Annotated in this window: 12 protein-coding genes; 8 read left to right on the top strand and 4 right to left on the bottom strand. The window is 57.5% G+C overall.

Features of this window, described 5'->3' with window-relative positions:
- Nucleotides 1–2 precede the first annotated feature (2 nt).
- The 4 genes from lacZ to JYE50_RS11295 all read left to right on the top strand — a co-directional run bounded on the left by lacZ (nt 3) and on the right by JYE50_RS11295 (nt 6,036).
- Nucleotides 3–3,038, top strand: coding sequence for a beta-galactosidase, LacZ type (gene lacZ, locus JYE50_RS11310; RefSeq protein ID WP_084097296.1), 3,036 nt, complete (start codon nt 3–5; stop codon nt 3,036–3,038).
- A gap of 76 nt (nt 3,039–3,114) precedes the next feature.
- On the top strand, nt 3,115–3,270 hold the full coding sequence (gene scfA, locus JYE50_RS11305; RefSeq protein WP_084097294.1) for a six-cysteine ranthipeptide SCIFF: 156 nt from the start codon (nt 3,115–3,117) through the stop codon (nt 3,268–3,270).
- A gap of 56 nt (nt 3,271–3,326) precedes the next feature.
- On the top strand, nt 3,327–4,721 hold the full coding sequence (gene scfB, locus JYE50_RS11300) for a thioether cross-link-forming SCIFF peptide maturase (RefSeq protein ID WP_084097293.1): 1,395 nt from the start codon (nt 3,327–3,329) through the stop codon (nt 4,719–4,721).
- Entirely contained in the window at nt 4,702–6,036 is a 1,335-nt protein-coding gene (locus tag JYE50_RS11295; RefSeq protein ID WP_084097291.1) for an Orn/Lys/Arg family decarboxylase, read from the top strand. The genes scfB and JYE50_RS11295 overlap by 20 nt, the downstream gene beginning before the upstream one ends.
- Nucleotides 6,037–6,171: 135 nt before the next feature.
- On the opposite strand, the gene JYE50_RS11290 is transcribed toward JYE50_RS11295, so the two are convergent.
- A complete protein-coding gene (locus JYE50_RS11290) occupies nt 6,172–6,930 on the bottom strand; it encodes a TraX family protein (protein ID WP_084097289.1) in 759 nt (252 codons plus the stop codon).
- Between the two features lie 208 nt (nt 6,931–7,138).
- Here JYE50_RS11290 and rpsF point away from each other — a divergent pair, with 208 nt between their 5' ends.
- The 4 genes from rpsF to JYE50_RS11270 all read left to right on the top strand — a co-directional run bounded on the left by rpsF (nt 7,139) and on the right by JYE50_RS11270 (nt 10,045).
- The gene (rpsF, locus tag JYE50_RS11285) at nt 7,139–7,564 is read left to right on the top strand and encodes a 30S ribosomal protein S6 (protein ID WP_283399257.1); all 426 of its coding nucleotides are present in this window, start codon (nt 7,139–7,141) and stop codon (nt 7,562–7,564) included.
- Nucleotides 7,565–7,585: 21 nt separating this feature from the next.
- Complete coding sequence (locus JYE50_RS11280; RefSeq protein ID WP_084097287.1) at nt 7,586–8,020, top strand: single-stranded DNA-binding protein; 435 nt, start codon at nt 7,586–7,588, stop codon at nt 8,018–8,020.
- A gap of 25 nt (nt 8,021–8,045) precedes the next feature.
- Nucleotides 8,046–8,303 carry a 30S ribosomal protein S18 gene (gene rpsR, locus JYE50_RS11275; protein WP_084097285.1) on the top strand — a complete coding sequence of 86 codons (258 nt, stop codon included), beginning with the start codon at nt 8,046–8,048 and terminating at the stop codon, nt 8,301–8,303.
- 119 nt (nt 8,304–8,422) lie between these two features.
- Nucleotides 8,423–10,045, top strand: coding sequence for a PP2C family protein-serine/threonine phosphatase (locus tag JYE50_RS11270; RefSeq protein ID WP_084097283.1), 1,623 nt, complete (start codon nt 8,423–8,425; stop codon nt 10,043–10,045).
- 168 nt (nt 10,046–10,213) lie between these two features.
- Here the strand turns inward: JYE50_RS11270 and JYE50_RS11265 are convergent, their stop codons facing one another.
- The 3 genes from JYE50_RS11265 to JYE50_RS11255 form a co-directional block, all read right to left on the bottom strand.
- Nucleotides 10,214–10,510: a Dabb family protein gene (locus tag JYE50_RS11265; RefSeq protein ID WP_084097281.1), complete on the bottom strand. Its 297-nt coding sequence runs from the start codon at nt 10,508–10,510 to the stop codon at nt 10,214–10,216.
- Nucleotides 10,507–11,115, bottom strand: coding sequence for a hypothetical protein (locus JYE50_RS11260; RefSeq protein WP_084097279.1), 609 nt, complete (start codon nt 11,113–11,115; stop codon nt 10,507–10,509). Before JYE50_RS11260 ends, JYE50_RS11265 begins: the two co-directional genes overlap by 4 nt.
- Before the next feature lie 72 nt (nt 11,116–11,187).
- Nucleotides 11,188–12,588, bottom strand: coding sequence for a 2-hydroxycarboxylate transporter family protein (locus JYE50_RS11255; RefSeq protein WP_283399256.1), 1,401 nt, complete (start codon nt 12,586–12,588; stop codon nt 11,188–11,190).
- Nucleotides 12,589–12,600: the final 12 nt, after the last annotated feature.

Raw genomic sequence — 12,600 nt, 5'->3', positions numbered from 1 at the left:
ATATGTTTTTTGATGAAAGCAGACTGAAGGATCCGGGTTTTTTTCGTGAGAACAGACTGGACGCGCATTCCGACCATGCGGTCGAGCCCGCGTACCGGCTGCCCCTGAACGGCCTGTGGAAGTTTGCCCATGCTGTCAATCCCGCGCAGGTTATTCCCGGTTTTGAACAGCCTGATTTTGACTGCCGCGGCTGGAACGATATCCATGTGCCTGCCCATATCCAGCTGGAAGGCTGGGGCAGGCCCCAGTACTGCAATACGGAGTATCCCTGGGACGGGCTGGCGGATATCAGGCCCGGTGAACTGCCGGAGAACTACAATCCCGTTGCCTGCTACGTGAAGTATTTCCGGCTGCCGGAGGACATGCGGGGCAAGCGGGTGTTTATCTCCTTCCAGGGCGTGGAGAGCTGTGTGGCCCTGTGGCTGAACGGGACCTATATCGGTTTCTCCTCGGACAGCTTTACGCCCCATGAGTTTGAACTGACAGAAGCTCTGCGGGAGGGGGAAAACAAGCTGGCCTGCCGGGTGTACCGCTGGTGTGCCGGCAGCTGGCTGGAGGACCAGGACTTCCTGCGCTTTTCCGGGATCTTCCGGGACGTTTACATCTACGCGGTTTCCCCGGTCCATGTCTGGGACATGAAGATCGTCGCGGAACCGGATGAAGCTTTTACCGGCGGAAGCCTGCGGTGGCAGGTGAAAACTGAAACGCCGGCAGGGACAAAGCTGGCAGTCTGCCTCAGGGACGGGGAACAGGTGATCGCGAAGGCGGAAGGTACTGTCTCCGGTCAGGCGGATACATCCGGCACCCTCCAGGTGGAAAGGATCCGCCTCTGGTCCGCGGAGGATCCGTATCTGTATGAGCTGCGGGTCAGGCTGTCGGCACCGGACGGAACAGAGGAGACGGCTGTCCAGAAGATCGGCTTCCGGAAGATTGAGATCAAAAACAGCGTGATCCTGGTGAACGGCGTCCGGGTGGTTTTCAAGGGGGTCAACCGTCATGACTTCTGCGGGGAGACCGGCCGCGCCGTGACGGAAGAGAAGATCCGCCGGGACCTGCTGACCATGAAGCGGAACAACATCAACGCGATTCGCACCAGCCATTATCCGAATTCCAGTGCCCTCTACCGCCTGTGCGATGAACTGGGCTTTTACGTGATCGACGAGAACAATATGGAAAGCCACGGCATGTGGGACATGCTCTGGCAGGGCTATATTGAAAAGGACCAGATGTTCCCCGGCGCGCAGAAGGCCTGGGAGCCGCTGCTGCTGGACCGGGTCCGCTCGGTCACGGAAAGGGACCGGAACCATCCCAGCGTCATCATCTGGTCCTGCGGTAACGAAAGCCTGACCGGACCGGTGATCCTGGCCATGAGCCGGGAGTTTAAGCGGCTGGATCCCACCCGCCCTGTGCATTATGAGGGAGACCACCAGGTGGATTACTACGATCCGTCTCTGCGCCTGCGGGAGATCACCGATATCGAGACGGAAATGTATACTCCTGCGGACAGGATCCGCGCCTATCTGAAGGAGCACCGGGAAAAGCCCTTTATCCTCTGCGAGTATACCCATTCCATGGGCAACTCCAACGGGGCTATGCACAAGTATACGGAGCTGGCTTATGAGGAGGAACTGTATCAGGGCGGATTCATCTGGGACTTTATTGACCAGGCCCTGGTGATGCGGGACCGCTTCGGAAAGGAAACCCTCACCTACGGCGGTGACTGGGATGACCGGCCTACGGACGGCATCTTCTGCGGCAACGGTATTGTTTTTGCGGATGGAAAGGAAACCCCGAAACTGCAGGAAGTGAAGTACAACTACCAGAATATCGTGGTCCGTCCGGACGCGGAGAAGATGGAAGTCATCAACCGTCACATGTTCACCTCCACCGCGGCCTTCCGCTGCGTGGCGGTGCTGGCAAAGGACGGAAAAGAGATCGCCCGGCGGGAGATCGAAACCGATGTGGCGCCGCTTTCTTCCGCCGTCTATCCGCTTCCGTTCGGGAAACAGAAGGAGCCGGGTGAATACGCGGTAACGGTTTCCTTCCTCCTGCGGAAGGATGAGCCATGGGCGTCCGCGGGATTTGAAACCGCCTTCGGACAGGGCGTCTGGACCGTGAAGGAAAAGGAACATACCTGCCGGCGGCAGGCCGGGGAACTGTTCTGCATGAGCAGTCCCTGGAACATCTCTGTCCGCGGGGACAGCTTCAGTGTTCAGTTCTCCAGGCTTTCCGGAGCCCTGACCTCCTATCGCTGCGGCGAAACCGAATATCTGAAGGCGCCGCTGATGCCGAACTTCTGGCGCGCGCCTACCAACAATGATATGGGGAACCGTATGCCCCAGCGCTACGCGCAGTGGAAAATCGCGTCCCAGTACGGCATGGCCGGCTTCAATCCGGAGACAGGGAAAAGGAACGCCGCGGTCCGGCCGGAAAAACAGGCGGACGGCAGTGTGACCTTCACCATGACCTACGACCTGCCCACCACGCCCGCAGCTTCCTGCGCGGTATCCTACCGGATCCGTCCCTGCGGCCGGGTGGATGTCCGCATGGACTATGATCCCGTGAAGGAACTGGGGGATATGCCGGAATTCGGCATGATCACAAAACTCAGCGCGGACCTGGACCGGGTGCGTTTCTACGGCCTTGGGCCGCTGGAAAACTATACGGACCGGCGGGAAGGCGCCCGCCTGGGCATCTGGGACTACCGTGCCGGGGAGAACCTGACGCCTTATCTGATGCCCCAGGAGTGCGGCAACCGGACCGGGATTCGCTGGGCGGAGATCACGAATGCCTGGGGACAGGGACTGAAGCTGTGGCTGAACGGCGGGGAGTTTTCCGCCCTGCCCTGGACACCCCATGAGATCGAAAACGCTGCTCACGGCTGCGAGCTTCCGCCGGTAAACTACACCGTGCTGAAGATGAGCGCACAGCAGATGGGTATTGCCGGAGATGACAGCTGGGGTGCCCGCACCCATCCGGAATACCTGCTGGATGTGACAAAGCCTCTTTGCTTTGAGTTCTCATTTAAGGGCATATAAAGCCTGTGTCGCTTGACGCACAACGGATGCTTATGGTAATATAATCTGTAAATTTACCTGGATGGAGGAATCAATCATGAAACATATTAAGACTCTGAATACCCGTAATCTCTGTGAAAGCGCCAAGAAGGGCGGCTGCGGCGAATGCCAGACGTCCTGCCAGTCCGCCTGCAAGACCAGCTGCGGTATCGCCAATCAGCAGTGCGAAAACAAAAAGGAAAGCGCGAAGTAATTCCCGGGTGATCACTTATGCCGCCGCTTGGCGGCATTTATTTTTCGAGGTAAAACATGATTCATCGTTATCATCTGGACGACTGGTATATCGTCATTGACACCTGTTCCGGCTCTGTGCACGTGGTGGACGAGATCGCCTATGAGATCATCGGCTGCTATGAACAGAAATCCCGTGAGGAGATCGTCGCGGAAATGGCTGCCCGCTTCGGGGAGGATCCCGCGGAGATCGGGGAATGCTGGGAACAGGTCACGGCCCTGAAGGAGCAGGGAACCCTGTTCTCTCCGGACGTGTTTGAGCCTATGGCCGGGGAGCTGAAGCAGAAGACCGCCGGCGTGGTGAAGGCCCTGTGCCTCCACGTTGCCCATACCTGCAACCTGAACTGCGCCTACTGCTTTGCCAGCCAGGGCAAGTATCACGGGGACCGGGCTGTCATGTCCTATGAGGTGGGCAAGCAGGCACTGGATTTCCTGGTGGCCCATTCCGGAACCCGGCGCAACCTGGAAGTGGACTTCTTCGGCGGTGAACCGCTGATGAACTTTGACGTGGTGAAGCAGCTGGTGGCCTATGCCCGCGGCATCGAAAAGGAAAAGAACAAGAATTTCCGTTTCACCCTGACCACCAACGGTATGCTGATCGATGATGATGTGATCGACTTTGCCAACCGGGAGATGAGCAATGTGGTGCTCAGCCTGGACGGCCGGAAGGAGATCCATGACCGCTGCCGGGTGGACTATGCCGGCAACGGCAGCTGGGAACGGATTGTACCGAAGTTCCAAAAGCTGGTCAAAGCCCGGGAGGGAAAGAACTACTATATGCGGGGTACCTTTACCCACGCGAACCCGGACTTCCTGGAAGATATCAAAACCATGCTGGACCTGGGCTTTACGGAACTGAGCATGGAACCTGTGGTCTGCGCGGAGAACGATCCGGCGGCCCTGACGCAGGAAGACCTGCCCGTCGTCCTGAAGCAGTATGAAGACCTTGCCCGCCTGATGCTGCAGCGGAAGCGGGAAGGACGGCCCTTTACCTTCTATCACTACATGCTGGACCTTTCCGGCGGCCCGTGTATTTACAAGCGGATCTCCGGCTGCGGTTCCGGTACGGAATATATGGCGGTTACCCCCTGGGGCGACCTGTATCCCTGCCATCAGTTCGTGGGCGAGGAAGCCTTCCGCCTGGGCGATGTCTGGCAGGGCGTAACCAATACCGCCGTGCAGCAGGAATTTGCTTCCTGCAACGTTTATGCCCGGGAAGAATGCCGGGACTGCTGGGCAAAACTGTACTGCTCCGGCGGCTGCGCGGCGAACGCCTACCATGCCACCGGCTCTGTCCGGGGTGTGTATAAGTACGGCTGTGAACTGTTCCGCAAACGGATGGAGTGCGCGATCATGCTGCAGGCCGCCATGCAGGCGGATGAGGAAGAACAGGATGGAAACGCCGATCTGTGATTTTGTCCGGGCTTACGCGGAATCCCGCCCTGTGCGCATGCATATGCCGGGACATAAGGGAAGCCCGCAGGTGGGGCCGGAGGCGCTGGACCTGACGGAGATCGAGGGGGCGGACGTGCTGTACCGCTCCGAAGGGATTATCCGCCGGAGTGAGGAAAACGCCGCGGCCCTTTTTGGCGCTGCCCGTACGGTTTATTCCGCGGAGGGTTCCTCCCTGTGTATTCGGGCCATGCTTTATCTGGCGATGCTGACCGCGAAGGAGAAAGGGGTTCCGCCGCGGCTGCTGGCCGGCCGGAATGCCCACCGCACCCTGATGACTGCCGCGGCGCTGCTGGATCTGGAGGTGGACTGGCTCCTGCCCGGACCGGGGGAGGATCTGCTCTCCTGCGCGGTGACAGCGGACATACTGGAAAAAGAACTGGATAAAGGACCGTATATGGCGGTCTACCTGACCTCTCCGGACTACCTGGGAAGACGTGCTGACCTGCGGGTCGCGGCAGAGGTGTGCCACCGCCGCGGCGTACCGCTGCTGGTGGACAATGCCCACGGGGCTTATCTGAAGTTCCTGCCTGAGGATGAACATCCCATCACCCTCGGGGCGGATGCCTGCTGCGATTCAGCCCATAAGACCCTGCCCTGCCTGACCGGCGCGGCTTATCTGCATTTATCCGCGCATGCTCCTGCCGGCTGGGCGGAACGGGCGGAACAGGCCATGTCCCTGTTTGCCTCCACCAGCCCCTCCTATCTGATCCTGCAGTCGCTGGACCGGATGAACGGGGAGCTGGCCGGGGAATATCCCGCCCGCCTGCGCGGGGCTGCGGAAAAACTGGCCGAAATAAAAAAGTCCCTCCTTTCGGAAGGCTGGATGACCGTCGGAGATGAACCGATGAAGCTGACGCTCCGGGCTGCTGCCCGGGGATATACCGGTGCGGAACTGCACGGGATTCTGCGGGCAAAAGGGATCGAGTGCGAGTTTGCGGACCGGGAATACCTGGTGATGATGCCTTCTCCGGAGACTACTGACGAAGATTTTTCCCGCCTGCTTTCCGCCCTGCGGGAGATTCCGCGGCGGGAACCGCTGGCGGATGAGCCGCCGGCGCTGCCTGCGCCGGAGAAAGCCTGTTCCATCCGGGAAGCCATGTTTTCCCCACGGAAAACTGTACCGGCGGATCAGGCCGTTGGCAGGATCCTGGCGGATGCCTGTGTCAGCTGTCCGCCCGCTGTTCCTGTGATTATTGCGGGAGAACGGATTACGCCGCAGGCCGCGGAATGCATGAAATACTACGGCATCACAGAATGCGAATGCGTTTTGTAATTCACAATTCAGAATTCATAATGATAAAAACTTTACGGCAGTGCTGACATCCATCGCACTGCCGTTATTCTGTCTGCACAGGAAAGGCGGAAACCATAATATCATTCTGCATTATGCATTGAGCGCTGGAGCGGATCACTTTATGATCTGCTCCAGCGCATACAGCACCGCCAGGTGTGCGGGATACAGCGCGTATCCCACCCAGCGGGGCAGTTTCAGGTCTTTTTTGAAGGGGATCAGGATCAGCGGCAGGGCCAGCAGGATATAGCCCTGCATCCGCATCAGCGATGACAGCGGCTGGGACAGGAAGCCCGGCAGTGTGCCCAGGTCAACAGTCAGACCGAAAAGGCTTTTGGTGACGCCGTAGAAGGAAGCCCAGAACAGGGCATAGGCAGTCATTACCGCGGCGATCCCGGGACGGCTGTCCTGTACTGCGTACAGCATTATAAACAGCAGTACGCCTCTCCAGCCGTAATCCGCTCTAAGGATTGAAGCAAGGGCCAGTGCGGCTGCCGGCGCCCAGAGATGACTCAGATATTTCTTTTCCCGGATTCCCCACAAGGCGCAAAGGCCCAGGAAAAGGGTCAGGAAGATATTGGGCTGGCTCCAGGTGTGGCTCAGGGCGAGCATATACAGCGGCTGGGAGACCAGGCCGGTCACCAGGATCCTCAGCAGGTATTTCGGTACGCTGCGGGTATAGTGAAAGCCGACGATCATGCACCAGGCGTAGAGCGGGAAAGCAATACGGCCAAGGATCCGCATCTCCTCGTACTGGGGAAAGATCATTTTGCCCGCGTGGTCAATGAACATGAACACCAGCGCGATGACCTTCAGCCAGGTGGTGGCGGTGTTGCCTGCTGGTTTGCGGTCCCGGGGCAGAACAGATGCTTCCATGGGTCGGTTCCTCCTGTGCAGATCTTTGGTTCAGCCACAATATGTGGGATCGATCAGGCTCATTATATCATAGTTTTGTGGTCCGGAAACAGGCCGGAAATATTTGACCAAATCGCTTGCAAACGGTTGATTTATTTGGTATAATCCTTAATCGGCACATCCTTGCGCTGCAGAAAGCAGCGCCAAAAGTCCGTGAGGAGGTGAAAGAATGATGAACAGGTATGAAATGATCTACATCATCGACGCCGATCTGGAGGAAGCTGCTCGCAAAGAGCTGATCGAAAAGGTTTCCGCGCTGATCACAAACAACGGTGGTGAGATCGAGAAAGTCGACGAAACATGGGGCAAGCGCCGCCTGGCCTATGCGATCGACTACAAGACCGAAGGCTGGTACGTCCTGGTGAACTTCACTGCACCGGTCGAACTGCCCCGCGAGCTCGAGCGTAACCTGCAGATCAACGAGAACGTTCTCCGTTATCTCGTGATCAAGCTGGTCGAGAAGCGTTCTTCGGTGAAGCCCCGCGCTGAAAAGCCGGCTCCCGTTGCCGCTCCCGTGGAAGAAGCTCCCGTTGCTGAGGAAGCCGCTCCTGTTGCTGAAGCTGCAGAAGAAGCTCCCGCTGCTGACGCAGAGTAAGATCTGAGAGGAGAGGGAAACATGAATAAGCTGACAATCATCGGAAATCTGACCCGTGATCCTGAGCTCCGTACCACCACAAGCGGTGTGAACGTCTGCTCCTTCACGGTTGCCGTTAACCGCCGGAACCGCAGGGATGACCAGAACGGCCAGCCCGAAGCGGATTTCTTCCGTGTCACTGCCTGGCGTCAGCTGGCTGACATCTGTTCGAAGTATCTGGCAAAAGGCCGTAAGGTTTGCGTTGTCGGTGCCGTCAGCGTGCACACTTACACCGGGAACGACGGGACAACCCGCGCGAGCCTGGAAGTGACCGCCGATGATGTGGAATTCCTTTCTGCCCGGAATGAAAACGAAGCCGCAGGCGGCTACAGTGCCCCTGCCGCTCCGGAAGCACACTCTGCTGATTCCCAGGCAGCCGGTTTCACCGCTGTTGAAACCGATGAACTGCCGTTCTAACGCTCGAAAAGGAGGTTAAAAGCCAATGTCTGAAGATCGTGGCGAAAGAAGGCCGCGCCCCCGCGGAGGACGTCGTCCCCGCCGGAAGGTTTGCAGCTTCTGCGTTGACAAGATTGAATACATCGATTACAAGGATATCAACCGTCTGCGCCGTTTCACCAACGAGCGCGGCAAGATCCTGCCCCGCCGGATGAGCGGCAACTGCGCCAAGCATCAGCGTCAGCTGGGCGAGGCCATCAAGCGCGCACGTGCCATCGCCTTGATGCCCTACACGGTGGAATAAGATCCAGAAATGAACTGCTCCGTTCCGGAGCAGTTTTTTCTTTGGAAAAAAACGGATAAATCATATATAATAGAATAATAAAGGCTGATGCAAAAACGGAATAGGGTGAGGGGATTGGAATGAAGGACAGGAAACCGGGTTCCAGCATGGCGTTCCGGCTGATCGGATCGATCGTGCTTCTGCTTGCGGTGTTCGGTATAGTTGTCAGCTCGCTTGGTTTCCTGATCTTTACCAATTCGATCGTGGAGGAGTATACCGGTTCCACCTACCGTATGGCGGATACCGCTACGGCGCTGGTTAACGGGAATCACCTGGATGCCTACCTGGCCGGAGAGGAAACCGCAGAATATGAGCAGACCCGGGGATGGCTGGATTCCTACTGCCGGTCCATGGGCGTTTCGCTGATCTATGTGATCCGGGTGGACAGGAATGATTACGGCAGTTTTGTATCGGTTTTCAACGCTGTGAACAACAGCGTGGATAATACAGCCTATACGGAATGGGAATGCGGTTACCGGCGGAATGCCACCAACAAGGAGTACAGCGCGAAATATCGGGCGTTGTATGAAAAGGAATCCGTGCATGAAACGATTTTCCGCCGCAGCACAACGGGCGCCATTCACCCGCATATCACTTCCATGGTGCCGGTCCGGAACGATGCCGGTGAAGTGGAGGCTATCCTCTGTATACAGCGGCCGATCCGGGAGATCGATGATGCGCGGCGGCCTTACCTGATTACTGTCGGGATCATTACCGTGCTGATGGCTGCGGCCGCGGCGCTGCTTGCTGCCCTGTACCTCAGGAAGCAGTTCGTCCGGCCGATCCGGAGGATCTCCGATGAAGCCACCCGTTTTGCCAGGGAAAACACCCTGGCGGAACCGCTGGGACAGATCAGCAGGTATTCCGAGATATCCAGCCTCGCGGGTTCCATTGATACCATGGAAAAAGACATGGTGAAGTATATAGATAACCTGACGACCATTACGGCGGATAAGGAAAGGATCGTTACGGAGCTGAACCTGGCCCGGACGATCCAGGCCAATTCCATTCCGAATGTGTTCCCGGCATTTCCGGACCGGAAAGACCTGGATATTTTCGCCTCTATGACCCCTGCCCGGCAGGTCGGCGGTGACTTCTACAACTTTTTCTTTGTCGACAGCGATCACCTGGCCATGGTCATCGGAGATGTGTCAGGAAAAGGGATTCCCGCGGCCCTGTTTATGATGGTCACCAATATCCTCATCAGTGACCGGACGATGATGGGCGGCACCCCGGGGGAGATCCTGACTTTTGTCAATCAAAGCATCTGTGAGCATAACAAGGCGGAGATGTTTGTGACTGTCTGGCTGGGGATCCTGGAGGTGTCCACGGGAAAGCTTACCGCGTCAAACGCCGGCCATGAATACCCGGTGCTGCTGCGGGCAGGCGGCTGTTTTGAACTGCTGAAGGACAAACACGGATTTGTTGTCGGCGGCATGGACGGCATAGTATATAAGGACTATGAACTGAGGCTGCAGCCCGGGGACAAGCTGTTTGTATATACAGACGGGGTTCCGGAGGCTTCGGACGCGGATCACCGGCTGTTCGGGACGGAACGGATGATCAGTGCCCTGAATACGGATCCGGCCGCTTCGCCGGAACAGATCCTGGGTAACGTCCGGGCTGCGGTGGACCACTTTGTCAAAGACGCGGAACAATTTGACGACCTGACGATGCTGTGCGTGGAACTGAAAGAGAATTAAGAATTAAGAATTCAGAATTCAGAATTAATCAAGTGCGGTACAGGCTTTATCGATAGCTTTTTGGTCAGTGAAGCAACAGAAAAGCGGCGGGATAATAATCCGCCGCTTATTTTGCAGAGTAAACAATTGTTCATTGTTCATTGTTAATTGTTCATTGATCCTGGAGCCTTAAGGCTCCAGGATCTCATAGTCGCAGGCAACGGAAGCGCTGCGCACCTCATGCATGCGTTTTTTCACCGGCATGTGTACCGGGTGGGTCTGGTAGGCGTTGAAAGCTTCCCGGGTTTTGAACTCAGTGATCAGGGCCAGGTCATAGGAACGTTCGCTGTGCAGGAAGTCCGCGCCGGCTTCCAGGCTGACCATTCCCTCAATTTTTCCCTTCATGCCGTAAAAGTTCTTTACCAGCTGGGGGATCTCATCCTTGAATTCATCCTTGATCTTGAACATAACGATATGACGGATCATTGGTTTTCTCCTTTTTCTGTAGTTTCCGGATGAAGGCGTTTCCATGCTTCCACCGCGATTTCCGGCAGCAGATGATACAGGATCATCAGGTCGCCGTTTTTCCGGGCACGGGTCTTTTCATCGATAGGGATATACGACAGGTCGTTCTCGTTTTCCTTCTTCGGGGCTTCGCAAAGAAACACATCCCAGGCGGCTTCCTGCAGCGCTTCCGCTTCCGGCATGGACCGGAGGGACGCGTTTTTGTCCTTTGCCTTTTTCAGGGCATCATATATGCCGAGCGCACCGCAGATCAGGGCGGCAATGCCCAGCAGGAGGAAGACCTGCCGGTTATCCTTCAGGAAAAGAAAAGTAACCGCTTCAATCAGCAGCCCCGCGGCGAATACAGCACCGAAGCCGATCAGCTGCGGTTTCGCGGCGCGAACCGGATCCAGGCACAGGTTCAGCTGCTCCCTCGCGCAATGGTCACAGACGCCGCTGTGCTTTTCATCCCCCAGTGCCTGTACCTTTCGTTCGCCGCCCAGTCCCCGTACGGGAAGCGTGCGGACCTCCAGTGCCCGAATGGGATAGGAAGCGGGACTGCTGCAGCGGATACACTTCTCTTCCATGGTTATATTCCTTTCCTGTAAAGTAAGGCGGGGACAGTTTCTCTGTCCCCGCCGTTAAGGACGGATTTCATTTTATACCACAATGAACTGGGACAGGACGGACAGCATCAGGCTGGCCAGCAGCAGGATGATCGCGCCGCCCAGGCGGGAGGAGATCTGCGCGAAGGGCATCAGTTCCATCCGGTTTGCGGCGGACAGCACAGCCACGTCGCCGGTACCGCCCATGTTGGACATGCACAGGCCGGCGGTGACGCCGGATTCGAAGGGATAGAAGCCCACCAGCTTACCGATCAGCGCCGCGCCGACGAAGGCACCGATACAGGTGGCCGCGCACAGGACCAGGTAGGTGACGCTGAAGGAAGAGATCACTGTGGAGATCTCCAGGTAGCAGATACCGATACCGACCAGCAGCATGTTTGTCAGGTTCTTCATGATGAACTGGAACCACTGGTAGCAGGCGATCTCGATCCGCTCGGGGATGATGTTGGTGATCTTGCAGATCGCGACCGTGATGATCATCCAGGCGTAGGCATGAATGGTGATGCCGGTGCCGAGGGCCTTCCAGGCGCCTGCCAGGATGAAGCCCCAGGCGAAGAACGCACCGGAAACCAGCAGGCCGATACCCATATTGGGAAGACTCAGCGCGTTGCGCTTGGCCTGCATTTCAGGACTGATCTCCAGTTCCTTCGGATCGATGGAGCCGGCCTGCATCAGGGCACCGTTGCCGTTCATCTTGCCCTTGATGACTTTGACCAGGATACCGGCCAGCACGATGGAGACCGCGTTGCCGATGGCAACGGCCGGAGTCATGACGGACAGAGCCTGTTCAGCGCTCATGGCGCTGCTGGATTCAAAGATCTTGGAAAGCGGGGTCGCGCCGGCACCCATGCCGCCGCCCATGATCGGCAGGGCGATCAGCAGCAGGGCGTTCATGACCGGATAGCCCATGATTGCGGCGATGCCGCAGCACAGGCCGAAGGCCAGGATCAGGCCGCCGAAGATGGCGGGGAAGTACCGGGCAGCGGCTTTCATCAGCAGCTTCCGGTTCATGCCCAGGATGGAACCGGTGATCAGGGCGGCGATGTACCAGTCCAGGAACGCGCCGTCACCCTTAAAGAACTTGGTGATTCCGCCGACAAGATCCAGCTTGCCGAAGGGGAGGGTCATGTTGTAGACCGTTGCTCCGTCCACGGTTTTGGCAGCCGGGAGAATTCCGAAATAGACCAGCAGCGCGGAACCGAAAATACAGACGATAGCACCGCCGCCGAGGAAGTCCTTGATGATCGGGGTATGGTCGCCGATCCAGCCAAGGATCGTTCCCAGTACGATCATAAACAGGAAGCAGCCGGTCATGCCTACGGGCAGCACTCCCAGGTATGTGGCTGCGATTGTGACCGCGGTGATGATCAGGAAGATCGGCAGGGGAAGGTTAAACAGCTGGAACGGTTTTTTCTCCTTGGGTACGGTAGTCACAGACATTCCTCC

The sequence above is a fragment of the Aristaeella lactis genome, from assembly GCF_018118585.1.
Lineage (GTDB): Bacteria > Bacillota > Clostridia > Christensenellales > Aristaeellaceae > Aristaeella > Aristaeella lactis.
Note: the sequence above shows the minus strand (reverse complement) of the source record. Positions and strands in the feature narration are given on the sequence as shown.